Annotated in this window: 20 protein-coding genes, 2 tRNA genes and 2 pseudogenes; 15 read left to right on the top strand and 9 right to left on the bottom strand. The window is 55.4% G+C overall.

Annotated features, from left to right (window positions below; genetic code table 11):
• The first annotated feature begins 39 nt into the window (after positions 1–39).
• From G7048_RS24355 to G7048_RS24345, 3 genes are all read left to right on the top strand, one after another.
• Positions 40–810 carry an SDR family NAD(P)-dependent oxidoreductase gene (locus G7048_RS24355; RefSeq protein ID WP_166070606.1) on the top strand — a complete coding sequence of 257 codons (771 nt, stop codon included), beginning with the start codon at positions 40–42 and terminating at the stop codon, positions 808–810.
• A gap of 130 nt (positions 811–940) precedes the next feature.
• A tRNA-Val gene (locus tag G7048_RS24350) sits at positions 941–1015 on the top strand.
• A 286-nt stretch (positions 1016–1301) separates the two neighbouring features.
• Positions 1302–1391: transfer RNA gene (locus G7048_RS24345), tRNA-Ser, on the top strand.
• Between the two features lie 107 nt (positions 1392–1498).
• Here G7048_RS24345 and G7048_RS24340 read toward each other — a convergent pair.
• Positions 1499–2466, bottom strand: a pseudogene (locus G7048_RS24340) (IS1595 family transposase).
• Between the two features lie 416 nt (positions 2467–2882).
• A pseudogene (locus G7048_RS28600) lies at positions 2883–3091 on the bottom strand (IS5/IS1182 family transposase); the annotation flags it as partial.
• Positions 3092–3605: 514 nt separating this feature from the next.
• On the opposite strand from G7048_RS28600, the gene G7048_RS24335 reads away from it, so the two are divergent.
• A complete protein-coding gene (locus G7048_RS24335) occupies positions 3606–10088 on the top strand; it encodes a DUF11 domain-containing protein (protein WP_166070605.1) in 6483 nt (2160 codons plus the stop codon).
• Between the two features lie 90 nt (positions 10089–10178).
• Here G7048_RS24335 and G7048_RS28595 read toward each other — a convergent pair whose 3' ends face one another.
• The 5 genes from G7048_RS28595 to G7048_RS24315 all read right to left on the bottom strand — a co-directional run bounded on the left by G7048_RS28595 (position 10179) and on the right by G7048_RS24315 (position 13560).
• Complete coding sequence (locus G7048_RS28595; protein ID WP_240933074.1) at positions 10179–10559, bottom strand: transposase; 381 nt, start codon at positions 10557–10559, stop codon at positions 10179–10181.
• Positions 10560–10594: 35 nt separating this feature from the next.
• Positions 10595–10966, bottom strand: a complete 372-nt coding sequence (locus tag G7048_RS28590; protein WP_240933075.1) for a transposase — start codon at positions 10964–10966, stop codon at positions 10595–10597.
• 181 nt (positions 10967–11147) lie between these two features.
• The gene (locus G7048_RS24325; protein WP_166066191.1) at positions 11148–11300 is read right to left on the bottom strand and encodes a hypothetical protein; all 153 of its coding nucleotides are present in this window, start codon (positions 11298–11300) and stop codon (positions 11148–11150) included.
• 179 nt (positions 11301–11479) lie between these two features.
• Positions 11480–12874: a heavy metal sensor histidine kinase gene (locus G7048_RS24320; protein ID WP_166070604.1), complete on the bottom strand. Its 1395-nt coding sequence runs from the start codon at positions 12872–12874 to the stop codon at positions 11480–11482.
• Positions 12871–13560 (bottom strand): heavy metal response regulator transcription factor, encoded by a 690-nt coding sequence (locus tag G7048_RS24315; protein ID WP_166070603.1) that lies wholly within the window; start codon positions 13558–13560, stop codon positions 12871–12873. Before G7048_RS24315 ends, G7048_RS24320 begins: the two co-directional genes overlap by 4 nt.
• Before the next feature lie 423 nt (positions 13561–13983).
• Between G7048_RS24315 and G7048_RS24310 the strand changes: the two genes are divergently transcribed.
• The 5 genes from G7048_RS24310 to G7048_RS24290 all read left to right on the top strand — a co-directional run bounded on the left by G7048_RS24310 (position 13984) and on the right by G7048_RS24290 (position 21765).
• A complete protein-coding gene (locus G7048_RS24310; protein ID WP_166070602.1) occupies positions 13984–15174 on the top strand; it encodes a TolC family protein in 1191 nt (396 codons plus the stop codon).
• Positions 15175–15176: 2 nt separating this feature from the next.
• Positions 15177–16520 (top strand): efflux RND transporter periplasmic adaptor subunit, encoded by a 1344-nt coding sequence (locus tag G7048_RS24305; RefSeq protein ID WP_166070601.1) that lies wholly within the window; start codon positions 15177–15179, stop codon positions 16518–16520.
• A gap of 12 nt (positions 16521–16532) precedes the next feature.
• Positions 16533–19691 (top strand): CusA/CzcA family heavy metal efflux RND transporter, encoded by a 3159-nt coding sequence (locus G7048_RS24300; protein WP_166070600.1) that lies wholly within the window; start codon positions 16533–16535, stop codon positions 19689–19691.
• A 166-nt stretch (positions 19692–19857) separates the two neighbouring features.
• A protein-coding gene (locus G7048_RS24295; protein WP_166068365.1) for an IS3 family transposase occupies positions 19858–21008 on the top strand; the annotation gives its coding sequence in 2 pieces (ribosomal slippage) (positions 19858–20104 and positions 20104–21008; 1152 coding nt in all).
• Positions 21009–21132: 124 nt separating this feature from the next.
• The gene (locus G7048_RS24290; protein ID WP_166070599.1) at positions 21133–21765 is read left to right on the top strand and encodes a response regulator transcription factor; all 633 of its coding nucleotides are present in this window, start codon (positions 21133–21135) and stop codon (positions 21763–21765) included.
• A 33-nt stretch (positions 21766–21798) separates the two neighbouring features.
• On the opposite strand, the gene G7048_RS28805 is transcribed toward G7048_RS24290, so the two are convergent.
• Complete coding sequence (locus tag G7048_RS28805; RefSeq protein WP_371747717.1) at positions 21799–21867, bottom strand: DUF4113 domain-containing protein; 69 nt, start codon at positions 21865–21867, stop codon at positions 21799–21801.
• Between the two features lie 429 nt (positions 21868–22296).
• Between G7048_RS28805 and G7048_RS24280 the strand changes: the two genes are divergently transcribed.
• The 6 genes from G7048_RS24280 to G7048_RS24255 all read left to right on the top strand — a co-directional run bounded on the left by G7048_RS24280 (position 22297) and on the right by G7048_RS24255 (position 24545).
• On the top strand, positions 22297–22497 hold the full coding sequence (locus G7048_RS24280) for a hypothetical protein (protein WP_166070597.1): 201 nt from the start codon (positions 22297–22299) through the stop codon (positions 22495–22497).
• A gap of 10 nt (positions 22498–22507) precedes the next feature.
• Positions 22508–22882, top strand: coding sequence for a ubiquitin-like protein (locus G7048_RS24275; RefSeq protein WP_205750312.1), 375 nt, complete (start codon positions 22508–22510; stop codon positions 22880–22882).
• A 142-nt stretch (positions 22883–23024) separates the two neighbouring features.
• Positions 23025–23219, top strand: coding sequence for a hypothetical protein (locus G7048_RS24270; protein WP_166070595.1), 195 nt, complete (start codon positions 23025–23027; stop codon positions 23217–23219).
• A gap of 134 nt (positions 23220–23353) precedes the next feature.
• A complete protein-coding gene (locus G7048_RS24265) occupies positions 23354–23587 on the top strand; it encodes a hypothetical protein (protein WP_166070594.1) in 234 nt (77 codons plus the stop codon).
• A gap of 113 nt (positions 23588–23700) precedes the next feature.
• Positions 23701–23991 carry a hypothetical protein gene (locus G7048_RS24260; protein ID WP_166070593.1) on the top strand — a complete coding sequence of 97 codons (291 nt, stop codon included), beginning with the start codon at positions 23701–23703 and terminating at the stop codon, positions 23989–23991.
• Between the two features lie 290 nt (positions 23992–24281).
• Entirely contained in the window at positions 24282–24545 is a 264-nt protein-coding gene (locus G7048_RS24255) for a hypothetical protein (RefSeq protein WP_166070592.1), read from the top strand.
• Positions 24546–25400: 855 nt separating this feature from the next.
• Here the strand turns inward: G7048_RS24255 and G7048_RS24250 are convergent.
• On the bottom strand, positions 25401–25604 hold the full coding sequence (locus G7048_RS24250; protein ID WP_166070591.1) for a hypothetical protein: 204 nt from the start codon (positions 25602–25604) through the stop codon (positions 25401–25403).
• Between the last annotated feature and the right edge of the window lie 32 nt (positions 25605–25636).

Here is a 25636-nt window from a genome sequence, read left to right as displayed (position 1 = left end):
GTAGAACATGACTGCCCAACCATACCAAGGAGACAAGAAGTGAAGGACGTGTTTCGCCAATTTGCGCTGAACGGCCAGGTTGCCGTGGTGACGGGCGCAGGCAAGGGCATTGGTCGCGCTTGTGCATTGATGCTCGCTCAGGCTGGTGCCGATGTGGCACTTTTCGCTCGCACAGAGGCTGATCTCGCCGATGTGAAAGCCGCAATCGAGGCCATGGGGCAACGCGCCATTGCAGTGACCGGCGATGTGAACAAGGAGGAGGACTTGGACACGCTCATTCGGCGTACGGTGGGTGAGTTGGGCAAGCTCAGCATTCTGGTGAACAACGTGGGCGGCGGCGGGCCCAACGATCCGCGCAAGGTCGATGGCAAGAACGTGGGTGACATGCTCGCCTTCAACGTGGTGCCCGCCTACAGCCTGATCCAGAAAGCCGCCCAGGCCATGGAGGCTGCCGGTGGTGGTTCTGTAGTCAACATCTCGTCCGTGGCTGCGAGATATGCACAGAAATACTTCAGTGCCTATGGGGCGGCCAAGGCGGCGCTCAATCAGCTCACCCGCAATTTGGCGCAGGACTATGGTCCGACGGTGCGCATCAACGCCATCGAACCTGGAACCATCATGACGGATGCACTCGCACCATTTCTCACGGCTGAGCGCAAGGAGCGAATGATCAAGAGCACTCCGATGGGCCGCATGGGTCAGCCGGAGGACATTGCGGCAACGGCGCTGTTTTTGGTGTCCCCTGCGGCGAGCTGGATCACGGGCAAGATCCTTTCGGTGGATGGCGGAGTGGAGTCACCCAACTTCTGACCGCGTGCGAGCCTGCTCACGAACCGATGGACGAGGCCAAGCTTCGTGCATCGGGCGAAAATTTTTCAGTTGGCAATCCGAGGCTATATCTGCTGCTATAATCTAAGGCTTGGCTCCTTGTTGAGTCAACGGGTGATTAGCTCAGCGGTAGAGCACTGCCTTCACACGGCAGGGGTCACATGTTCGATCCATGTATCACCCACCAATATTGAAAACCTCTTGAATCTTTGGTTCAAGAGGTTTTTTGTTTTGCGCGGACTTTTCGCTGCGGTGGGCACTTTCCGATTCGAGGAAGAAGAATGCCGAAAAAGTCGCCAAACCAGAAATTTGATAGCAACCATGGCATACAATATGAGCTTGCCGCGATCAATCGTTGCATCTGCAAGAGCGATCTTGCGATCACGGGCGATCTCTGTTTTTGAAAAGATTTTTGCTGAAAAGCACAAACTTCCAAAAAAACTCAATTTTCTAACCTATAATTGAGGGCTTCCGGAGAGGTGGATGAGCGGTTTAAGTCGCACGCCTGGAAAGCGTGTGTGGGCTAATCCCCACCGCGGGTTCGAATCCCGCCCTCTCCGCCAAGATGTCTTAAAAATCAATGATTTACGAGTTGTTTTGATTTTTGTACCACTTAAAGTACCACAAAGAGCAAAGGCTGCAGACTTAAGTTTGCAGCCTTTTTTCTTGGCTATGTCCCCGTTGAGTGTGGAAAAACGCCAATAGCCGCGAGCAGCAATGCCTGCGGGGTTCTCAGACGCTGTGTATCCAGAGCACGGCGCCAGCCCAGGTAGTTGGGCAAATAGCGGGTAACTACACCGTGAAACCTGCCAAGCCATTGGCGCAGGCGGCTGTGATACGCGTTGACGTTCTGCACATGAAACGCCCCTTTGACGCGAATGCCTGCGGACAGATTCACGCACTCATGCGTGATTCCTGCTTCTGCCGCGAAGTAGCGATACGTGGCGTTGGCATTGCTCACCAGTAGAGCATCGTCATACAGCACTGGCTGAAGATGCTCACGCAGTTGAGCCTTGCTCACTGCGCCGTTGCCGGTCACAAAGTCCAGCGTCTGTCCCATGCGATCGCGTGCGACCAACACGCACACCAGCTCCTTGGAGAGTCCTCGTTTGCTCGCCGAACCTCCGCGCTTGCGGGCAGTTCGCATCAACTGGCGAGCTCCCTTGTTCGACTCTAGCAGGTACGTCTCATCGACTTCGGTAATTCCGCTGAGGCGCTCAGGACGATCGTTCTTGGCCCATTGCAGAAAGCGGTGACGCCAACGAAAGCTGGTGTTGCGATGCACGCCAGCGGCGCGTGCCGCATGTCTGATGGACTGAGACTTGAGCATGCACTGCAAATAGGCCAGCCACCGAGACTTTAGTCGCAGGTGTGCCAGCGGCGTGCCCGTCAAAGCATTGAACTCTTGCGACAGCCAGCGCGCCGGTAACGCTGAAGACCATGCGCTTGGCCGTGACGGTACAAGTGCGTGTCAGCGCAATGCGGACATTGTTGGCAGCGTTGCGCCTGGATCTGGATGATTTGCTGAGTCTGCTCTGACTGATCAAGCGGCCGCAGGGCGCCGCCCGGCTCCGTGCGTTGCTTGGGCGTCAGGTGTTGCAGCCCCGAGAGCAAACGGTTGAAGGTGCGTGAGTCCATTGAAGTCCCCCGACAGTCCGACACGTATCGTTAGGCTGGGGCGATTCAATGGAGTTCAATACTTAATGAGGACAGAGCCTTTTTCTTTGCTTCGCACAAGCTGGTATGTTCTGTTTGTCGAGGTAGTTCGGGGTTTGTAGGGCTAAAGGCGGAGCGGTCAGAAACTATTGTGTTGACTTGGGCTGGTCCATCTAGTCTCATGTCAGTCATGCTTGAGACAATGTCTCTTCTGCAGCGATTGCTGCCTTCGGCCACTGGCGAGCGAAGTCACGCTACTTGCGACTAAGCGGTCATCGACCTCGGTGGAATTCGAGCTGAGTCCGCGCCAAGACCTGCAATCCTGCGTCCTCCAAAACTGCTGTCTCGAAAACTCAGAGCAGGTCAGTGGCAGTGATGTCAGTTCGACTTCTTGTGTGTGCCGCCATCAACCGGATGGGCAAACGCGGGCGTCCCGCAGCGCTGACACCGGCACCAGTAAGCTGCAAGCAGGGGTCGAACAGATTGAGCTCGTCAGCCGCCCTGCACGCACGAGGGTTACGCGCAAAGTGCGGTCCAGCGTAGCTTCGAGTTGCTCCTAGGGCATGCGCCGGGCCAGCACTGCCAGGAGATGGGACAGGTCGATCATTTAATCGAGGCGGGCGCGGAAGAAGTCGACTGTAGCCATGGACTGGAGGATTGATCCAAATCCCTGAGGTTTTGAATAGTTTGATGGCACAAATCGGGGGATGGAGTTTTGCAGGGGGCGACTACTTTTGGCGTTGTTGCACAACTCCAGCTATGCAGTGCGGAAGGCTCGCGAGTTGAGTGAATCGAGCAGGAGGCGCAAGCGTTACCGCACCACAAACTGGAAGGCGTATACCGCTTTTGTTAACAATACCGCAACCCAATTGTTAAATTGTATCGAACTCAAACAACTGCACTGTCATTGATGTAGACTATAACTTTACAGGGGTGGTTGTTCGGATCTATTTTTGAGTTGCAATTTGTGATTCGAATGCAAGGCGGTCAGATGGATCAACCTTGCGCTCGCATATTGATCCTTTTCTTACTAAGGCGTCCAAACAGAACCTCTTTCAAAACTATTCCTCAGCTATTGCGGACCTCTGCTGAAAGCGGGATATATACAAAGTGAGCTCTCTATGCGACACCAAGGATTGACGCCGCTGCGTCATGTCTTCTTCTTGAGTCCTTCCGGAACGGCTTATTTTTTCCGTAGACTGATCGTCTTGGTCTCGCTGGCGTGCGCTGCACAGGCTGCGACAGCAGTGGTCCTGTTTGATAACTATAGAGGCAGGCTGAGCATCACAGGTACACCGGTTAGCCCCAACTACCTAAACCAGACCTCTAGTATTGCCGCCCTGCAAAATCTGGTAGACATTTCGGCAGCTGGCAATTCGACAATTGCATCTTCTGGCAGCGCTGCGAACGTCGACTGGGGTGCCTCCAGTGGGGCGCTATGCAACACCAGTAGTGCGCCCAATTCTCAGGCATGTCTGAGCCAGTTGCAGGGTCGGGTTGTTTATGCCCTCGTCAAGTTTCCTATCCAAGGCAGCTACAGCTTCACAATGGCGCATGACGACGAAGTCAAGTTGCAGTTTTCCACAAACTATTCGGCAGCCAATTCGGCGAATTATCGGGGTTTTGACTACAACGTCCCTGTTGGAAGTTTGTCGGCTTACACCCGCAACGACAGTGATTTCGCCGCTGTTCCAGGATCTTTCAACGTGGCGCAGGATGGCGCTTGCTATGCCATGCGCCTCTACTGGAACAATCAAGGTGGTATTAATCATTTGCGCTTGCACTGGATACCACCGAACGGAGCCGAGGCCTTCATTCCTGATGTCAATCTGAGGGACCCTAGCGATCCAGCGTCATATACGGATTGCGCAATCGTTAACTCCGACATTGGTGTGTCCAAGTCAGGACCGCCGAGCTTTGTGGCGGATAGCTCGACTTCATTTCAGTACAGCATCAAGGTCTGGAACTACGGACCTAATCCCGCAAGCGGCATCACCGTCGCTGACACCTTGCCCAGCAGCGTCAGTGTGACAAGTGCCACTTGTACCGCAACTGGAAGCGCTACCTGTGCTGCGAGTGGAGTATCAAGCGTCGGCAACGCATATTCGTTCAAGACAGGGAGCTTGCCTCTCAATACCACCGCGGGAAATGCGAATACACCACCTGCCGATGGTTCAGGGTCCTATCTGACTTACACAGTCACCGTGGTCCCAAGCTCCGGGACCACAAGCCTCAGCAATACAGCCACCCTTACCGTCAACGACTCGAATCCCGCTAACAACACCAGTACGTTTTCCAACGTGGTTCGCGACAATTCGGTTCGGATTTCCAAGACAGGCCCGACGTCAAGTCCCGCTGGTCAACCCTTTAATTACACAGTCTCCCTGGTGAACAACCGAAATTCGGTAGTAAGCCCTGTGGTAGTTGCCGAGCAGTTGCCAGCGAATGTGAAAGTCGTGGCCGTTAGTGGAGCAACTTGCACTCCGTCGCAACCAAGCAATCCCGGCGCGCTCCTGAGCTGTACCTTGAACTCATCGCTTGCCGCGAATGGTGGCACCGGCTCATTCACGTTGACTGCTGTTGCAGTCAGCTCGGGCAATGCCGTCAACTACGTGGCGACAAGCCGTAACGGATCCAGCTCCCCAGGCACTCCTGGGGCAACATGTCCTTCGAATTCCAGCTGTGCCAACTGGAGCACCCAGATTATTGCCGCCCCTAACGCCGCGCTGAGCAAATCTTTCGCTCCTGCGAGTATTCCTGAAGGCGGAAGCAGTACGCTGCGTGTCACGATCAGCAATGCGGGCTCGGCGTCCGCACTGACCGGGCTAGCGGTGACGGATAGCCTTCCCTCTAATGTGACGGCGACGACAACGGGCACCAATACCTGTGGCGGCAGTACCGCGATCGGCTCCGGTGCGACAGCCGTCTCATTGGCCAATGGCCAATTGGCAGCAGGGGACAGTTGCTATTTCGAAGTCCAGGTGACTTCCTCCTCTGCGGCAAGCTATACCAATACCATTGGAGCTCAGGCATTAGCTTCAACGGAAGGCGCTTCAAACGTCTCGCCGGCCAACGCCGTTCTTACGGTCTTCAAGGCACCGAGGTTGACCGTTGCCAAGAGATTGCTTGGCCAAGTCGTCAGCTCCGATCAGTTTACGGTGTCTATCAGCAATGACGGACCAAGCGCTACCACCACTGGAAGCGGTTCCGGTGGTACGATTCAGACGCCCGCATATGCGGCAACGGCGGGTGCCAGCTATGTGTTGCGCGATGACCCTGCAGGCGCAACGAGTGCCGCACGCTATTCCAGCAGCTACGCATGTGTGAACACCACAGTGGGTGGCACTTCTGTTCCTGCTTCAGGCACGGGGACCACTGTATCCGTGACTCCGCAGGTAGGGGACAACATCACTTGTACCTTCACCAATACACCGATCTACCCCAGGCTGAGCAGCGCAAAGACTGCTTCTGCGAACCCCTTTGTGGTTGGCGCAGCCGGCCAGTTCTATGACATCTCAGTAACCGTAGCCAACGGACCAACGACTGCGCCAGTCGCCCTTGCCGACACGTTGCCTACCGGTATTACTCTTGCAGATTTACCTACTATCTCAGGTGCTGCAACACTGAGCGGCTGTGCCAGTAGCGGCTCCAGCCTGGGTGCAAGTTGCCAGCTAGGAGCTAATCTGGCCAATGGTACTTATACCGTCAGGATTCCGATCAATGTCAGTGCGACTGCAGTGGGCGGTGGCGCTACCAATACGGCCAACCTGAGCGGCGGCGGCGATCCTAACTGTACGGCCGGAACTCAAGGTGAAGCGTGTGATTCGTCGACGCCTCCTGTCACTGTGGTACAGAAGGCGGATCTGAGCATCACCAAGACCTCGGCGCAAGGCACGAGCTACGTGCCGGGCCAGACATTGAACTACACGATCGTGGTGACCAACAATGGCCCGAGCGACGTGAGCGGGGCAACTGTAAGCGATGCGGTGCCAAGTGATGTGATGGTGAGCAGTTGGAACTGCGTGCCGAGCGACGCCAGCGCAAGCTGCGGTGGCACATCCACGGGTACGAGCAACAGCGTGAGTCTGACCGGCGTGAGCCTGCCCAATGGCAAATCGGTGACGATCACGATCGCAGGTACGGCCAAGCTGAGTGCAACAGGCAACATCACCAACAGCGCGACGGCGACATTGCCTGTTGGTATGACCTGCATAGCGGCGCCTTGCTCGAAGACATCTATTGTGACCAACCAGAATAGCGGTGCGCCAGCGCTGAGTATCTCCAAGCAAGCAACGCCGACGAGTTTCGCGGTGGGCCAAATGGGTGTGTACTCGATCCAGGTGACGAACACAGGCACGAACAGTACAAGCGGCACAATCACGGTGACTGACACTATGCCTGCGGGCATCACGGTAACGAGCGTGGGCGGCACAGACTGGACATGCATGATCGGCAGCGGTAACTCCAGCGTCAGTTGCACGAGCAATGCTGTGCTGCTGCCGGGCTCGGCAGCGCAGGTGATCAATGCAATGGTGAGCATTGCAAATGGGACCGCCACACCGGCGGAGAACACAGCGAAGGTAAGCGGCGGTGATACGACGTGCACTACACAGGCACCGTGCGAGGTCACGATCCAAACGAACGTGGACCGTCCTCAGCTAGACGTGACGAAGCTGCTAAACGGCAGCTTCGTGGTGGGCCAGCAGGCGATCTACACGATCACAGCGACGAACAACGGCCAAGCGGCGACGCTGGCAGGCACGATCACGGACTTGATCCCGACAGGCCTCTTGATTGGCGACCTGACGAACAGCGGTTGCACAGCAAGCGGGCAGACGGTGACGTGCAACGTGCCAGCAGGCAAGCCCAGCGGCAGCTCGGTGGTCTTCACGATCCCAGTCACGCCGCAGGCGCATGTAAACGGCCAGTCGCTGACGAACAAGGCGCAAGTTAACTCTGACACGGGTGACAGCACCTGCCCAGCAGGCACTCACTGCACGGGCATGACGGACAACCCGGTGACGGCAGCGCAACTGACGCTCACCAAGGCAGCCTCAGTGGCGGCGTTCACGGTGGGCCAGCAGGCGAATTATCAACTGGTGCTCAAGAACAGCGGTACGGCGGACACGACGGCAGCGGTGACGGTGGCTGACACGGTGCCGGCAGGGCTACAAATCGACGAGAGCAACTTAGCGGCGCAGAACTGCGTGGTGACACCGGCGGGCAGTCAGTCGGTGGCCTGCACGGTGGACAGCCTGCCCAAGGGAGCGACGGTGAACATCATTATCCTGGTGACGCCGCAGATGAGTGTGGACGGGCAGACCGTCAAGAACCAAGCGACGGCGACGGGCGGAGGCGATCCGCTGTGCGGAGACAGCACGGCAGCGGCGAGCCTGCCAGCGCGCTGCGCCCCGAGCACGAGCACGGTAGTAAATGCACCGCACCTGAAGATGCAGAAGTCAACGGACACGCCGACGTTCTCGGTGGGGGTGCTCGGCCACTACACCTTGCAGGTGACGAACGTGGGAACGGCACCCACAAATGGGACGATCACAGTGGTGGACGTAATTCCTGCGTCGCTGACGCTGGGCACGATGCCAGCAGGCTGTACGGCGCAGGGCCAGCAGGTGACCTGTACGAGCACGCAAGTGCTGGCTGCTCCGCAGGGCGCAATCGTGGGCGGCTCGGTGAACTTCAACATCCCGGTGACGCCGAAGGCGGTAGTCTCATCCTCAAGCGTGAGCAACACAGCGACAGTGCTGGGCGGCGGCGATCCAGTGTGCCCTACCAACACGGCTGACTGTACCTCGACAATCACGACCAACGTCGACGCACCGAGCCTGCAATTGGCGAAGGCGGACAACGGAGCGTGGGTAGTAGGTCAGGCAGGCGCTGCCTACACACTGACTGTGAAGAACGTGAGCGCTGCGGTGGCGACGGTGGGGGCGATCACGGTGGTGGACACGCTGCCTGCGGGGATCTCGGCCATGGACACGACGAGCGGCAATTGGACGTGCACGGTTAGTGGACAGACGGTAACATGCACTAGCAGCACTAGTCTTGCGGCGAATGGCACGGTTGCGATCAATCTGCCGGTGACAGTGAGCGCATCGGCGATCACGAGCGGCACGGGTGGAGTAGTGAAGAACAACGCTTCGGTGGCGGGTGGTGGCGATCCGTTCAATGGTGGCATTCCGCCAACACCGGGTAGCGCTTGCACGGCTCTGGATTCGGCGTTGCCGGGCCACTGCGCTGGCAAGGACACGGTCGTGAACCTGCCTGCTGCGATGGCTGTGACCAAGGGCAAGCCAACCTTTTTTGCCACTGGCACACCCAGCCAATACACTGCCACCTATGCCGTGACGGTTGTAAACGACGGTGGCGCTCCGGGGGCTTACACGCTGATTGACACGCCTGGCTATCCGGCCGGTGTCTCGCTGGACAGTTGGACGGTGGTTTCTGCCAACGGGACTGTCAATCCAACGCTGGCGGCAAAACCGTCGAATGGCGCGGGCAATCAGATCAGTGTCGCCAATACGTCGATCAATAGTGGATCGACCCATACCTATACGGTGGCGATCACGTTCACGACCAACGTAGATGTGACAGCCATGAGTTGTACCGGCGCGCCGGGCTATGGAGCCTACAACGCTGTCGGCATTGGCAATGGTTCGACGGCCGCCAACTGCGAGTCGTTGCCGGGAGTCCCTAACCTGGTCCTTGCCAAGACCAGCAATGGCCCATGGGTGGTGGAACAGACTGGTGCACGGTACGTGCTGACGGTGAGCAACAGCGGTACCGCAGCTACAACTGGTACTATCACTGTCAGTGACTACATGCCGGGGGGAGTGATCGTCGCCAGCGGCATGTACAACGGATGGAGTTGCGTGGCATCAGGCCCGTTGCTAACCTGCACAAACCCGACCGCGATTGCTGCAAGTGGCTCCGCGAGCATCAACGTTCCGGTGGCGATTGCAGCAGCAGCGGTGCCCAGCGTGACCAACAGCGCTTCAGTGGGCGGTGGTGGTGACCCGTACAACGGAGGCAATCCGCCCATGCCGGGAAACTGTGCTGGTGATGCTCACTGTGCAAGCACTAGTACAGATGTGCTTACCAAGGCCGCGCTGGAGGTGACCAAGACCAACGGAGTGAGTAAGGTAGTCGCCGCCACGACCACCACGTATATCGTGACGATCACGAACAATGGTGGGACGGATGCTACGGATCTGAGTTGGACGGACACCATTGTGAGCGGCCTAGACAAGGTGAGCGTTGAAGCCGGACCGTTTACGGCAGGCTCGGTTGTGGGCACCTGCCAGGCGCTAAGCTGTACTGGGATTACGGTTAGAGCGGGCGGCAGCGTCAGCTATAAAGTGACGGCTAAGGTGGTGGGCAGCGTAGGAACCAAGGCGGTAAATTCGGCGAGTGTGACGGGTGGAGCCTGCACGACAATAGCATGCACGTCGACGGATAGCGATGACATCGATTCGCCCGTAGATGTGACGCCGGTTCCCGTGAATTCGAGCAAAATGCTGCTTATGCTCGGCACGCTGCTACTGCTCGCTGTCGTTGTGAGGCAGCGCTGGACATCCCGCGACAGGTGATGTCAATGTAGTGCCGCGTGAGAGATGACCCGCCCAGTATTACGTTGACACCCTGAACGGTTGAACGTCCCGGGCTAGGGCCTGTTCACGTTACCGAAGCAGCTCAAAGATCAAAGCCAGCGAGACAAACGCGGCATACATTGCATCCAACTTGTCGTAGCGGGTAAAAACTCGCCGATAGGCCTTGATCCGCCGAAATAACCGTTCAACTTCATTGCGTTGGCGATATTTTTGCTTATCTAGTGGCGAGGGATTCTTGCGTCGTGGATGCGCAGGGACAACCGGGATAAGGTTTCGATCCTCAGCTGCTGCACGCAAGTCATCGCTGTCATAGGCGCTATCCATGAGCAAATACACAGCTGAATCTTGCGCGTCAATCGCCTCGACGAGTTTGCGGCCTTCCGGGCTGTCCCCGGCTTGTCCGGGCGTCAAACTCCAGATCAATGCATCCTTGCAACTGGCTGCGACCATGTGAATCTTGCAGCTCCATCCACCTCGACTCTTGCCTATGGCTTGTGGTCCGTTTTTTTCTGAGCCCCGCAGCCATCAGGGTGAACTTTGACGATGGTGGAGTCCAGGCTCAACGCTTGAACAGCCCACTGGCTAAGTGCCTGTTGCTGCAGATGGTTAAGAACTTCGGCAAGTACGCCGCTATGGGCCCAGCGATACAGCCGCATGTACACGGTGTGCCAGGGCCCGAATCTGCGTGGCAAGGCTCGCCATTTGCACCCGTTGCTGGCCATGTAGGCCAAAGCATTAAGGAACCTGTAGTGGCTGATCAACTTGCTGCCGCGAGGCTTGGGCAGCAGGTGACGGATACGTTTGAACTGAGAGCGGGTGATGTGCATGCAGGCGAGCGATTCTCGCTGCTCTGACATGCACTCAACTATTTAGGTGAACAGGCCAGTTCGGCAATAGATACCCGACGTACAATATCGGGCGTTTGCATTTTCAGCGATGTATGCAGCCTCTGGCGGCTGTTGTGTATCTGTATCGACTCCTAAACCATGCACTTGGCCTGGTCTAGATCGATGGGTCTGTGCAGAAACAACTCGACTTTCAGAATTCTGTTGATCCGATCGGCCAGAGCATTCTGGTGGCAGTCAGCGCCACCTGATGCTTGATGTTGCGGGTCGCCGCCAGCAGACGGGAAATATCCTCACCGCTCAGCATCACAGGCAAGGTGCGCGGCAGCATTTTGGCCATCAACATCCTGATTCTCAAAAGATCGTGAACAGGTTCTTAGGCCCAGGCCGCTGCTTCAGTCAAAGCGCCCCGCAATGACTGCTGTGTTCATCAGCGGTCATTCGTGAGCAAAAGTTGAGCGACCGCATTCAGCCTACTGCAGACATTGACAGTGTGTCCAGACCGCCTTCCCAAAGCAGTCAATTTCACAACAACAAGGGAGAAGAAATGCGCGCGGATTTATCATCGAACCCTGAGGGCAACACCAGCCCAAATGTGGTCACTCCATGCCGTGACTCTGCAAAAACCGTCCCTCCGTGCATCTTTGCAATGGCCTTCACGATGGCCAGACCCAGACCGTGGTTGCGGTCGACGTTGTGGCGGGACGAGTCTGCTCTGTAGAACCGGTCAAATAGATGCCGTAAATGCTGTGGCTCTATATCCATTCCCTCGTTTGTCACAGTCACGACTGCTTCGGTGAGCTTTTGCTGCAAACGGGTTTCGATTTGAATGATGATATTGGAGCCGCTTGCCGCGTACCGAGTAGCATTGCTCAGAAGATTTGATAGAGCACGGCGCATCAATGGTGCATCAACGTGAACTTGCACATCTCCACGCACTTCGACCGTCAGGTTGGCGTCCAGAGCGACAGCCTCGTAAAACTCAACAACATCGTTGGCAACCGCGGCGAGACTGCAAATCTTAGTCTCTCTTGCTCCTGCCCCTCGGTCTGCTCGAGAGAGGAAGAGCATATCTCCGACCATTCCTGCGATGCGCCTCAAGTCCTCCAAATTCGACTCCAGCACATCGCGGACTTCATCGACTGAGCGTGGTTTGCGCAACACTACTTCCGTGCTCGAAATCAGAGTGGCAAGCGGCGTGTTCAGCTCATGCGCGACATCCGCGTTGAAGGATTCAAGTTGACGGTACGCGTCAGCAAGACGGTCAAGCAAAGCATTGAACTGCGTGACGATGGGTATCAGTTCCTGCGGCAGTCCTCCACCATCGAGGCGACGTTCAAAGTCTTTGGCAGACAGCGCACCGATTTGGCTGACCAGTGATTCGATAGGACGCAGGCTGCTACGCACAACCAAACCTCCAAAGAGCGAAAGCAAGAAGGCGCCTGCAATCATGGAGACGAACAGCGTCCACGCCAGAGCACGCAATAGAGCATCGTCGGGACGACGGTCCATGACCAATGTCGCGGTTGCATCGTGTACGTGGTCCGATTTAAGTGAAGTGATTTTGACGGCAAAAGTGCGCTGCAAGGTGTGCTTGTCGCCAAGGCCAGGAACGCGGCTGTCGAATAGCTGAACGCCGTTGCTGTCAACGATGCGGATGGCGTAATCGGAATGCCCGGCTAAAAAATCAGTCAGCACATGGCTCAGTGATTTGTCCCGGTGCTCAATGTTGTCATCCTTCAGCACATGAATAAGTGCCTGCTGCTTTTGGTCCAACATGTCTTTTTGGCGAGCGGAAAGCGTGGTGTCAAAGACCAGATAAACAGCCATGCTGACAGCACCAAGTCCCAGCATCGAAAGCAACGCCATCCAACGGGAAAGTCGCTGACCAAGATGTGGGACACTGCTCTTCGGGCTCATGACTGGGCTCGGCTCTCCAGCACGTAGCCCATACCACGGACCGTATGAATGAGTGGAGACTCAAATGGCTGGTCGACTTTCATGCGTAGGCGTCGCACGGCCACTTCCACCACATTGGTTTCGCTGTCAAAGTTCATATCCCAGACTTGGGATGCCAGTTCTGTGCGAGACAGCACTTTTCCCTGCCGCCGCAGCAACAGCGCTAGAAGATTGAACTCCTTGGCGGTCAGGTCCAGGCGCACTCCTGCTCGCACCGCCTTGCGACGAATGAGGTCAACCTCCAAGTCTGCCTCTTTGAGCGATGTGGGCTCGGGAGAGGCGTGATGTGCATGCACTCGGCGAAGCAGAACCTGAATACGGGCAACGAGCTCCGAGAAAGCGAATGGCTTAATCATGTAGTCATCGGCACCGCTCTGAAGTCCTCGAACCCGGTCCTCCACATCAGCACGTGCTGTGAGCATTAGTACGGGAATCGATTTGGATTGCCGAAGTGCCGCCAGTACAGCGAAGCCGTCGATGCCTGGGAGCATGCCATCCAGAACTATGAGGTCATAGTCCAGCTCCGTGGCCAGATGCAATCCATCGATGCCATTTGAAGCCACATCAACGGTATAGCCTTCCTCAGCGAGTCCTTTTCGGAGGTACTCGCCTAGCTTGGCTTCGTCTTCAATCAGCAGCAATCTCATGTACACCATTTTCGCGGATTTGCACGGAAACCGTAGATTACAAATTTGTCATCTTTCAGACGCCTTTGTGTTCGCTATTGGTTTCTAAAGTCTTCCCAATCGCACATTGAAACCTTCCCAGCGAAGTTCAGCCATTGTGCTGGCCGCTGCATCTGTGCGACGTGGTCCGCTCGAACACTGCAATTTGTCTACTGGACTCCTTGCCGCCCGCCGGCGGCAAGACTTCATGTGCGCCCAACCAGGATTCCCGGAGAAGCACACATGGCTACTTTATCGCTTGGTCCCGCAGGGACACTTTTGCTCCCCAAAACATATCTATCGTTCCTCTCACTCGCAGTCGCTTGCTCATTCTCGGCTAACGCAGCGACAACCCTCGACTCTCCAGCAACGGCGAACGGACGCGTGGCAAGTCCGGAGCCTGGGGTGAGAAACACGACCACCTTGGCCGTCGCTTGGGAAAAAGCCCTTGCAGCCAATCCGGGTCTGCAGGCAGCCAAATACGGTGCGGCTGCAACCGAGGGGGGGATTTTGCAAAGCAAGGTTCACCCGAATCCGGAGTTGGCGTTCAACCAAGAGGACACGCGCTCGAACGCCCGCTCCAGCACCATGCAAATCAACCAGCTCATTGAACTGGGAGGCAAGCGTGAAGCGCGCATGCGCATCGCTGAAGGCGAAAAGGCTGTTGCACATGCCACAGTTTTCGAAACGCAAGTGGCCCTCAGATTTCAGCTGGTGACGTATTTCAATGAGCTATTGCTCGCTCAGCAGCGAGTGCAGTTTGCGTCCATGACACACGAACTGGCGGCACATGCCGCAAACGCCGCAGAGAAACGCGTTCAAGCTGGCAAGGTGGCACCGCTTGAGGCGAGCCGTGCACAGGTAGCTCAGGCAAATGCGGCACTTGAGTTGCAACAGGCCAAGTCTTCGATTGCGGTCGCCCAGCAAAATATTGCTTCGCTTTGGGGTGGTACGGCCGCTGACGTTGGTGAAGCCAGTGGTGATTTCGCAGCCATAGCGGAAGCGCCCACCGCAGACCAACTGGAAACGCTCCTTGAAGCTGCACCTTCCATGGTCCTCGCGCGACACGTGCTGGACCAGAGCCGGGCAGCTTCCGAGCTTGAGCATGCGAAGCGAATGCAAGACCCGACTGTGAGCATCGGTGTCAAGCGTGCCAAGGAGGTGGGACGAAACCAAATTGTTTTTGGAGTCAGCATTCCTCTGCCTCTCTTCGACCGCAATGCAGGTAATCAGCTTCAAGCCTTGCGCAAGGTCGACCAAGCCGAGCAGAAGCTTCAAGAGCAGCGTCTTCAACTCCAATCACAGGTGTTCGCTGCTCGGCAGCAATTACTTAGCAGCAATCAGCAACTATCACTCCTCAAGAGTCGCGTCATTCCTACTGCGCAATCAGCCTATGACGTGTCTGTGCGTGGATTTACGCTGGGCAAATTCAATTTCTTGGACGTACTGGACGCCCAACGTACGTTGTTCGAAAGCCAACGGAAACTGCTTGAGCAACTGATGGCATCGCATAAAGCGCGGGCAGAAATAGACCGACTGCTCGGCACGTCGTCAATGGCAGTGCCATCCACGGATACTGCAAAAACTGGAATCTGAACATGTCTGAAAAAAGTAAATTTGACTCGTCGCTCACGGCTTCCAAGCACTGGATTGCGGTTGCCGTGATTCTTGCTTGCGGCATGGTCGCAGGGGCACTCATCTTGCGGACCTCTGGCTCTTCCGGTGCATCGGCTCCTGCTGCCGCATCAGGCCACGCGGATGCTGATTCACATAAAGACGGGGAGCATCATGATGAACCTGCTGCCAAGCGCGATAAACACAAGGAGGCCGATAACCATGCCAACGGTGAGCACCATGACGAGCGCGCTGAATCGGTAGCGAGAAAGCATGAGGGCGACGAGCAAGGCCATGAGGAGGAAAGACTCGTCAAGCTCAGTGCAGCTCAGTCTCAGAAAGTAGGCGTAGTACTTGCCAAAGCCGGTTCTGCATCCATCCGCAAGGAAGTTATATTGCCCGGAGAGATTCGCTTCGACGAAGACCGGACCGCCCACGTGGTGCCACGCGTGGCCGGCGTTGTGGCTTCAGTTCATGCCCGGCTGGGTGAACAAGTCGCCAAGGGGCAACTGTTGGCAGTGATTCAAAGTGCTACGGTTTCCGACCAGCGCAGCGAACTGCAAACGGCACAGAAGCGCTTGGCGTTGGCGAAGAATACCTACCAACGTGAAAAGCAGCTCTGGGAGGAAAAGATTTCCGCCGAGCAAGACTACTTGCAGGCTCGCCAAGCACTACAAGAAGCCGAGATTTCCGTCACCAACGTTTTACAGAAGCTTTCTGCCATTGGTGCAGGAGCTGGCGGCACCAGCCGCTACGAGTTGCGCGCGCCCCTAGCAGGAGTCGTCGTGGAGAAACATTTGACCGTTGATGAATCGGTGACCGAGAGTACAGCGTCATTCACCGTATCGGACCTGAGTTCAGTATGGGCTGAAATGAATGTCGCAGCTCCACAGTTGCCGTATGTCCGCGTTGGCTCGCCGGTCACGGTACGTGCCACAGCTTTCGATTCATCAGCAGAAGGTAAGGTCGCGTATGTAGGCGCATTGATTGGCGAGCAGACACGTACAGCGCCTGCGCGTGTGGCACTTGCCAATCCTCAAGGGGTGTGGAGACCCGGTCTGTTTGTAGATGTGAAGGTACTTGCAGATGAGTCGCAGGTGCCGATTGCGGTGGACGCCAAGGCCATTCAACGGCCGGACGGCAAAGAGAGTGTGGTGTTTGTTCCTGTGGACGGTGGCTACAAGGCCCAGGTCGTTCAATTGGGACGCTTCGACGGAAGGACCACCGAAGTCACGTCAGGCCTCAAGGCAGGACAAGACTATGTCAAGGATGGCTCCTTCATGCTGAAGGCCGAGTTGGGCAAGGCATCGGCCGAGCACACGCATTGAAGCGGGGTCCATATGTTTGAGCGCATCATCCGCTTCGCCATCGAGCAACGTTGGCTGGTCATGGTGACCGTCGTCGCGATGGCCATCCTCGGCGTCTTCAGCTACCAGCGGCTGTCAATCGATGCCGTGCCAGACATCACCAATGTTCAGGTTCAAATCAATACGCAAGCACCAGGATACTCCCCGCTGGAGACCGAACAACGCATTACGTACCCGATTGAAACCGTGATGGCAGGCCTGCCGAATCTGGAGCAAACACGCTCCTTGTCCCGATATGGGCTTTCACAAGTTACCGTCATCTTCAAGGATGGCACTGATATCTACTTTGCTCGACAGTTAGTCAATGAGCGCATTCAGGAGGCACGAGAGAAGCTGCCGTCTGGCGTCTCTCCAAGCATGGGGCCAATCTCTACAGGCCTCGGTGAAATCTATCTTTGGACCGTTGAGGCCGAAGAAGGCGCCAAGAAGAAAGACGGTACGCCTTACACGCCGATGGACTTGCGTGAAATCCAGGATTGGGTTGTTAAGCCGCAGCTGCGCAATGTGCCGGGCGTTACCGAAATCAATTCGATTGGCGGATTTTCCAAGGAGTACTTGATTGCGCCGCGTCCTGACAAGCTCGCGTCTTACGGCATTTCAATGGACAAGCTGGTTACCGCACTACAGAACAACAACACCAACGTCGGTGCCGGGTACATCGAACGTGAAGGAGAGCAGTATCTGATTCGCGCACCTGGCCAAGTCAAAGGCATCGACGACCTGAAAGAGGTCATCGTGAGTACAGTGCAAGGTCAACCGGTACGTATTCGTGATTTGGCTGACGTGGAGTTGGGGCGTGAGCTTCGCACTGGTGCGGCCACGGACAACGGACGTGAGGTGGTGCTGGGCACAGTGTTCATGCTCATCGGCGAAAACAGCCGTGTTGTCTCAAAGGCAGTGGATGCACGTATGGAATCCATTCGCAAGAACATGCCCGAGGGCGTGAAGATTGTGACTGTCTACGACCGCACCACACTGGTTGATAAAGCCATTGCGACCGTGAAGAAGAACCTGGTGGAAGGCGCCGCGCTGGTTGTGGTGGTCTTGTTCCTGTTTCTTGGAAACATCCGTGCCGCCCTGATTACTGCACTCATCATTCCTTTGTCGATGCTGTTCACTTTCACGGGGATGGTGCAGTACAAAATCAGTGCCAACCTCATGAGTCTTGGTGCGTTGGACTTTGGCATCATCATCGACGGAGCCGTGGTCATCGTGGAAAACTGCGTGCGACGACTTGCACATGCACAAGAGGCCAAAGGACGCTTGCTCACCCGCAGCGAGCGTTTTCATGAGGTGTTTGCTGCAGCCAAAGAGTCGCGCAGGCCTTTGCTGTTCGGGCAGCTCATCATCATGGTCGTGTACTTGCCCATCTTTGCGCTGACCGGCGTGGAGGGGAAGATGTTCCATCCCATGGCGCTGACTGTGGTCTTGGCTCTTGCCGGTGCAATGATTCTTTCCATGACCTTCATCCCTTCTGCCATTGCGCTGTTCATCGGCAAGCGTGTCGCAGAGAAAGAAAACCGTCTGATGACATGGGCCCGCAAGGCCTATGAGCCATTGCTCTCCAGTGTGATGCGCATGCCCTTGGTTGTCATTTCTACGGCAGTCGTTGCCGTGGCACTCAGTCTGTTGTTGGCATCCCGAATGGGCAGTGAGTTCGCGCCCAACCTCAACGAAGGAGATTTTGCGATTCAGGCATTGCGCGTTCCAGGCACCAGCTTGACGCAATCTTTGGAAATGCAAATGCAGTTGGAGAGCATGCTGAAAGAGCAGTTCCCTGAAATCGACCGCGTGTTTGCACGTACTGGTACCGCCGAAATCGCTGCAGACCCCATGCCTCCGAATATCTCTGATGGCTACATCATGCTCAAGCCACGTGAACAATGGCCTGACCCCAAACGTAGCAGAGAGGACCTCTTGGCTGCCGTGCAGGAAATTGTCGAAGGCATTCCTGGAAGCAACTACGAGTTCTCTCAGCCTATTCAACTGCGGTTCAACGAACTCATCTCTGGTGTTCGCAGCGATGTAGCTGTGAAGGTGTTCGGCGACGATATGCAGGTACTGGAGCGCACGGCTCAATCCATTGCAGCCATGCTGCAGAAGGTTCCTGGCTCGTCGGAGGTCAAGGTGGAGCAGACGACTGGTTTGCCTATGCTCACAGTGCAAGTCGACCGTGAGAAGGCGTCCCGCTATGGTCTGAACATGGGTGAAGTGCAACAAACCATCGCCACAGCGATTGGTGGTCAGGAAGCTGGAACGTTGTTCGAAGGCGACCGACGATTTGATATCCAGGTCCGACTGCCCGAATCAGTGCGCAATGACCTCGCCACATTGGAGCGTTTGCCAATCGCCTTGCCTCAACAAGGAGACACAAGACAAGGCTTTGTGCCACTGTCTGCTGTTGCGACCTTTGAGTTGTCGCCCGGTCCAAATCAGGTCAGCCGGGAAGATGGAAAGCGTCGCATTGTTGTAAGTGCCAACGTGCGAGGTCGAGACATTGGCTCATTTGTGGAACAAGCCCAACAGGACTTGGACTCCATTCAAATGCCCAGTGGCTACTGGACACGCTGGGGAGGCACTTTCGAGAATATGCAGTCGGCACAAAAGCGTTTGCAGATTGTGGTGCCTGTCTCCCTGCTGCTGGTCTTCACCTTGCTCTTTGCTATGTTCGGCAATGCTCGCGACGGGTTTATCGTATTCACGGGCATTCCGTTTGCGCTCACTGGTGGCATTCTGGCACTGTGGCTGAGAGACATTCCGTTATCGATATCTGCTGCCATTGGATTCATTGCACTGTCAGGTGTTGCCGTGCTCAATGGACTTGTGATGATTTCATCCATCCGCGCCTTGCGCGAAACCGGGATGTCGGTGCCAGACGCTGTGCACACAGGCGCACTCTCACGCTTGCGGCCAGTGTTGATGACGGCATTGGTTGCATCTCTCGGGTTCGTTCCCATGGCCATTGCTACCGGCACGGGTGCCGAAGTACAGCGTCCTCTTGCAACTGTTGTGATTGGCGGGATTCTTTCATCCACGGCTCTGACTCTGCTCGTGCTGCCATTGCTGTATCGCCTCATACATCGCCATGACCCGTCGGAGGACGAATTGCCAAAAGAAGCCCAAACTGCTTGACGACGTTTGAACCCAAAACCATGACTCCACAGTCATGGCTTTTCTATTTCTGGCGTTGTGCTTCGGGCTCATTGCATTGCAACAATGTCATCTTCCTGTGTGCTGAATCGCCCCGGGTTTTCTAGACACCTCTGAGCCTCAAATCTAAGGCCCAATAGGAGGTGCCATGAGTAAGCAAAGATATCCCCAAGAATTCAAGACCGAAGCGGTCAAGCAGATCACTGAGCGCGGCCATAAGGTGGCCGATGTTTCAGCCCGACTAGGCGTAAGTCAGCACAGCCTTTATCAATGGATCAAGGCTCAAGGAACGCCTGCCCATGATCGGCCGGCACAGGTGTCACAAACCGAGGAGTTGCGACGACTGAAGGCTGAACTCAAGCGAGTCACAGAGGAGCGCGACATCCTAAAAAAGGCCGCAGCGTACTTTGCCAAGCAGTCCGGGTGAAGTACGCATTCATCAAGCGCCATGAAGGTGAGTACAGCATCCGCCGACTGTGCAAGGTCATGGCTGTACACCCCAGCGGCTACTACGCCTGGAAGGCGCAACCGATGAGTCTTCGTGCAAAGGACGATCAACGTCTGTTGGGTCTTCTCAAGCATGCGTGGCTCGAGAGTGGTGGCGTCTATGGCTATCGCAAGCTGACCATGGACATGCGTGATTTGGGCGAGCGCTGCGGCAAGCATCGCGTGGCGCGACTGCTCAAAATCGAGGGGCTGCGTTCACAGACGGGCTACAAACGCCGTGCGGGCATGCGTGGAGGCAAACCTGCCATCGTCGCTCCCAATCACCTGCAGCGCCGCTTCGCAGCCGCCGAGCCCAACCAAGCTTGGGTGACTGACATCACATACATCCGCACCCATGAAGGTTGGTTGTATCTGGCGGTGGTGGTTGACCTGTTCTCACGTCAGGTTGTTGGCTGGTCTATGGGCAGCCGCATCGATACTGGCTTGGTGCTCGATGCACTGTTGATGGCCTTGTGGCGTCGCAGGCCTAAGCTGCCTGTCATGGTGCATTCGGATCAGGGTAGTCAGTTTACTGGCCATGACTGGCAGGGCTTTCTGCGAGATCACAATCTGGTCTCCAGCATGAGTCGTCGCGGCAACTGTCACGACAACGCCGTGGCCGAGAGCTTCTTCCAGTTGCTCAAGCGCGAGCGTATTCGCCGCCAGATTTACCCGACGCGCGATGAGGCCAGGGCTGATGTCTTCAACTACATCGAGATGTTTTACAACCCGAAAAGGCGTCATGGCACCGCCGGAGATATCTCTCCGGTAGAGTTCGAAAGACGGCATTCCCAACGGCTCAACAGTGTCTAGGAAATCCGGGGCGATTCAACCGGTTGGATCCAGCCAGTGCGACCGATTTCGGGCAACAGCTTGAGCGGGCGTGGCGATTTCCATATGATCGAAGTCATCGCGTCTATACACATCAAAGGCTGCAATGATCACTATTGGAATTGTTGATGACCACGCAATCCTTCGCTCTTCGCTTAAATATTTTCTCTCTGAGTCAGTGGATTTCCGCGTTTTGGGAGAGGCAGCGACAGGCAAGGAAGCATTGGATCTTGTTCGCGACCAACCTATAGACGTGTTGATTTTGGATGTTTCCATGCCTGGCACCAATGGGATCGATGTCATGGCCGCAGTTCGGGCTGAAGCTCCTGATGTTGGCATTTTGATTCTTACCGGGTATCCCGAAGAGCATTACGCGGTAAATCTGATTCAGCAAGGTGCCAGTGGCTTCCTGAACAAAGAGTGCGATCCCAAAGAAATTGCAGAGGCAATACGAACAATTGCGCTTGGTCGACGTTACATCCCGCCCAAGGTGGCCGAACTCCTTGCGCAGCAACTAGACCGAAAATCTGATGGACCACCACACTCTTTTCTATCAGAGCGGGAATTCCAAGTGTTCCTGAAGTTGGCCCAAGGTGCTACTGCTGGTGACATTGCAGAAAACCTAGCCCTAAGTGTGAAAACCGTGAGTACCTATCGCACTCGGTTGCTGGAAAAGATGGGTCTTGCTTCCAATAGTGACTTGACCTACTACGCCCTGAAGAACGGGTTGATCCAATGAAACATGGCTTGAATCCGCTGCTGGAAGTCTGTGTCAGGCTTGAGCAACTGGTATGTCGTCAAGACAGGTGGTGTAGTGGGGCGTCCGTCGCTCTTGGCGCATCCCCATTCGCGCGTAGGCCGCTCCTGTCCAGTGGATCCGACGTGAATTGAGCCTTTCCCGAAGCGCTGGTTCACGGCGTCCATTGCCGACATGAGCTTGGTGTGGTCCCGTGATTCAGGCTCGTCGAAACCGAACTCGCACTGCTGGACTTCAGGGCCAATCAGGTCCATCAAGATCACGCCGGCCTTGATCAGGTCGTAGCCCGGCACGTAGATCCTCTCCATGCTTTTGCATGCTGCTCGCACCAGCTTGCGAGTGTCAGCGGTCGCTGGCTATGTCTCAGCGAGGATGTGGGCGAAAGTGAGGAACTTGAGAAAGCGGTTCTAGTCGGTAGCTCTCCTGTTTCTGAATGTATTATGTCAACCAAATCAGCATTGCATCGACTTGCAGGTGATGCGCCACACCAAGACTATTGCCAAGGAGACCGGGATGTACGAGTACACCATTCGCGAGCAAGCTCTGTGGCAGGTACTTGCCTGCGTCTACGAGAGCCATCCAGATCAGGCCTTGGCACTGTCCAAGATCGGAGAAATGATCGCGGAGTTGCGTGTCGATTGCGTGGTGAACCCGAGAGCCTCCGCCTTAGCCCTCAAGAAAGAAATCACATCGATCAGAGCCTCTCTGGCTTAGCCAATCGGAAGTGTTGTTTAGGTGGAAAAGCGGCAAAGGACGTGTAGTGCAGATTTTTATAAAGCTTCTAACAGGAAAGACCGTAACGCTTGAGGTCGAGGGCAGCGACTCAATTCAGCAAGTCAAGCAGAAGATACAAGACAAAGAGGGCATCCCCCCCGAGCAGCAGAGGCTAATTTTTGCAGGGAAGCAGCTTGAGGATGGTCGCACCTTGGCTGACTACAACGTCCAGAGGGAATCCACACTGCACTTGGTTTTTCGCGTTCCCACACCAGATACAGACTCCCTCCAAGCGGTGCCAAGTCTCGGACTGCTCGGAATCCTCTCCACAGGCGGATTGGTTGCCGTTGCAGCAATCTTAAGGCGAAGACTGAACAAGGATTAGCCCATCCGAATTGCTGTTTGGACAACCAGATGCTACAAAGCCATCCTTGAGGTGGCTTTTCTATTCGCGGGTCACATAGACAAGTGAGGTCGGTAACGATGGTTGACTTTGCTGATCTATGGAGCATGGGCACAATTCGCCCATGATTCAAGCAACACATTTCCAAGAGTACGTGGGCACCCTCAGTGAAGATGATTTTGCGCTCTACTTGGAGTCGTTGCCCTCGCCGCATCTGACCGAACAAGATGTCCTCTCGCTTGGAGAGGCCATGGTTATGATTTTTGAGCCCCCAGCGCCGCGCAAGCAAGAGCGCTCAATCATGGCAATTTGCGACTGATCTGGGTTCTTTTTTGCTGTGCCGTAAGATGCGCCGAGGGTATAGATGAAAACATGCCCTCCTCGCCACCCTTCTGGGTGGCTTTTTTTTGGGCGCAGTCGTAGGATTGACTCGTCAACAAGGGATGTTCGCCCATGCAGATCTCCATCGAAAACATGCTCCTGCAGTTTCGTGAACGTGCAACCCACTTGGAAGCAGTGGACACGCCACACAGTCTCAACACACCCCTTGAGTGGCTTGCAGGCTGGATCACACTCAATCGGGAAAAACTTACCGAAGAGGATATGGTTGTCCTATGCAGCATCGGTGCAATGATTCATCGGGAGAAGCTGATCAAGGAGTCAACCTCTCGATCACGCAAGAGATGACCCGCCAAGATTCATCCATCTATTGCAGAAAAATCCCTCAATAAAACACTGTACAAAAAAACAGTAATACACGATACTCACTACTGTTAATTTAACCAGTATAGGAGTGCATCATGGATTCCATCATCGAAGTTCAGTTGCAGGACTGCCCTGCTGATATGAGCCCTCAAATCAAAGAGAAAGCCGAGCTACGATTCGCGAAAGAACTCGCCCGCAGCTTTCGTTCCGACGACGATCTGCGCAAGGCTTTCAAGCTCTTCACCGATGCATCAGAGGGCGGGACGATCTCTAAGGCAGAAGAGAAAATCGCCACAACCTGGAGCAAGGCTTATGACAAAGCGCGCCAGGCCGGCATGCACGACATCGCCGTAGAAGAAGCCTTCTTCGAGGTTCGCCTTTCCTGATGGCTCCCTTCGCTTGTGTTGCTATCTTCGCCGCCCATTGAGGCGGCTTTTTGCGTGGTTGCACATTTCTTTGCAGACTTCATCTTGACCACGCACATTCCACTTTCGCCGTGTTGGACATACTTTTACTATGCAGGCTTGCATAGTGGGAAACCACAGTTCAGACCACCTTCTGGTGGTCTTTTTTTGGGGAAATTGAGCGAACTTGGATGACGGATGTTGAGTTGCGTCATATGAGTCTGACAGTTGTTGACGGTCGTCTCCAGAGCTCATGTTCGACACTATTGGACATGACAGAGGAACTTGATATCACGCCAGCAATTGACGCATTTCATGCGCACGCAGACCGTTTTGACAGAAGTGAGGATCCATTCGATCTGGATCCCGCCATTGTGAAGTTGGCGCAATGGATCACCAAGGAAAAGCGCTGGCTGACAAAGGATGATCTCGACACCCTATGTGATGTCGGTGGGATGATGTTCCGAAAGCAGTTGCTACGGCATGCTCAAGCGAACGCGACTGTTGATGAATTGGTTGATCGACTGAGGAACTGATCCGTATCTCTGGTTTGGTAGACTCTATGGTGAAGGCGGGCCCACGGGGGTGATCCGCAGTCAAAGAAGCGCCCACTGATTCGCAAGCCTTGGGCGCTTCACCTTTTGTGCACCTCGTCTATTCAGACCACTATTCCCGTGATTCCCCGCTTGGTCTCGCAGGGTCATCCCGTCGTCTTCGCAAAATCTTGATCTGCCAGCGGCGTCCTGTCGCTCTTGCAAGACCTGTGTTTGAGGTGATTGCAAGGTAGTTGTGGGTGGATGTTCTGCGCGCGTCTTCCGATATCTGCACGCGCTTAGCATATGGAAATTCGTCTCGGTCCAAATGTTGTGTCGCGTTTAGAAGTTTCACTTGAATGCGGATCTCTATGCAATCGCATCCTTGGTGATGGTGCCACTTTCCTTGGCCCATGATGAACAGTCGTGACGACTGACTACACACCGGGCATCGTGATTCTTGAGATTCGTTCATTCTCGGAATCATGTCACTTGGTATTTGGCAATTAACAATTAACGTATAGTGGTTGACATTTTTTTTGTGATTTCTGCGGTGCAGAAAATAGTGTATCTGTTTAAGATTCTTTGGGTTGTCAATTCCGTAGTCGTACCAAGCCTCTCAACCTCGTGAGACAAACGTCCACGAGGTTGTTTATGGCGCGCTGGCAAATCACCGACTTTGACTTTCTGCCCGAACGGGCACTCCGACCGCGCCCTTGTGGGGTCATGACGCTGGAGGGCGGCAGTCCCAGCAAGCGCAAAACGGCGTCTATCTGCCAAGCAAGCGCCAAGGCTCGATGGAGGCAGGGCGTTTTGCAGCTCCCGATGATGAAGAGGACCCGCCCAACAGGCAGTCAATCAAAACGGCACCGGTGCAGACACGACTTGCACCGGGCCGATTCCCGAATACACCGTCTCGCCAGTTCGTTCGATCTTCACCTCCCACCAGTTGGCACGGGGCTGGGTGACGGCATAGGCCGACATGTGCAGCGGCAGCTCGCGCTCTTCGACGCAACCAAACCATGAAGGCATTTGCAGCAATGTGGGGTTCCAGTTGTCCATGGATATCTCCTAGAATACTGGTTATTTATACA

This window comes from Diaphorobacter sp. HDW4B (assembly GCF_011305535.1).
GTDB lineage: Bacteria > Pseudomonadota > Gammaproteobacteria > Burkholderiales > Burkholderiaceae_C > Diaphorobacter_A.
The sequence above is the reverse complement of the archived record's forward strand: the minus strand, read 5'-3'. Positions and strand labels throughout refer to the sequence as shown.

Excerpts from the sequence above, each read along its gene's own strand:
- G7048_RS24335 (WP_166070605.1), top strand. The coding sequence starts at position 3,606 with ATGCGACACCAAGGATTGACGCCGCTGCGTCATGTCTTCTTCTTGAGT.
- G7048_RS28595 (WP_240933074.1), bottom strand. The coding sequence starts at position 10,559 with ATGGTCGCAGCCAGTTGCAAGGATGCATTGATCTGGAGTTTGACGCCC.
- G7048_RS28590 (WP_240933075.1), bottom strand. The coding sequence starts at position 10,966 with ATGTCAGAGCAGCGAGAATCGCTCGCCTGCATGCACATCACCCGCTCT.
- G7048_RS24325 (WP_166066191.1), bottom strand. The coding sequence starts at position 11,300 with ATGTTGATGGCCAAAATGCTGCCGCGCACCTTGCCTGTGATGCTGAGC.
- G7048_RS24320 (WP_166070604.1), bottom strand. The coding sequence starts at position 12,874 with ATGAGCCCGAAGAGCAGTGTCCCACATCTTGGTCAGCGACTTTCCCGT.
- G7048_RS24315 (WP_166070603.1), bottom strand. The coding sequence starts at position 13,560 with ATGAGATTGCTGCTGATTGAAGACGAAGCCAAGCTAGGCGAGTACCTC.
- G7048_RS24305 (WP_166070601.1), top strand. The coding sequence starts at position 15,177 with ATGTCTGAAAAAAGTAAATTTGACTCGTCGCTCACGGCTTCCAAGCAC.
- G7048_RS24300 (WP_166070600.1), top strand. The coding sequence starts at position 16,533 with ATGTTTGAGCGCATCATCCGCTTCGCCATCGAGCAACGTTGGCTGGTC.
- G7048_RS24290 (WP_166070599.1), top strand. The coding sequence starts at position 21,133 with ATGATCACTATTGGAATTGTTGATGACCACGCAATCCTTCGCTCTTCG.
- G7048_RS24280 (WP_166070597.1), top strand. The coding sequence starts at position 22,297 with ATGTACGAGTACACCATTCGCGAGCAAGCTCTGTGGCAGGTACTTGCC.
- G7048_RS24270 (WP_166070595.1), top strand. The coding sequence starts at position 23,025 with ATGATTCAAGCAACACATTTCCAAGAGTACGTGGGCACCCTCAGTGAA.
- G7048_RS24265 (WP_166070594.1), top strand. The coding sequence starts at position 23,354 with ATGCAGATCTCCATCGAAAACATGCTCCTGCAGTTTCGTGAACGTGCA.
- G7048_RS24260 (WP_166070593.1), top strand. The coding sequence starts at position 23,701 with ATGGATTCCATCATCGAAGTTCAGTTGCAGGACTGCCCTGCTGATATG.
- G7048_RS24255 (WP_166070592.1), top strand. The coding sequence starts at position 24,282 with ATGACAGAGGAACTTGATATCACGCCAGCAATTGACGCATTTCATGCG.
- G7048_RS24250 (WP_166070591.1), bottom strand. The coding sequence starts at position 25,604 with ATGGACAACTGGAACCCCACATTGCTGCAAATGCCTTCATGGTTTGGT.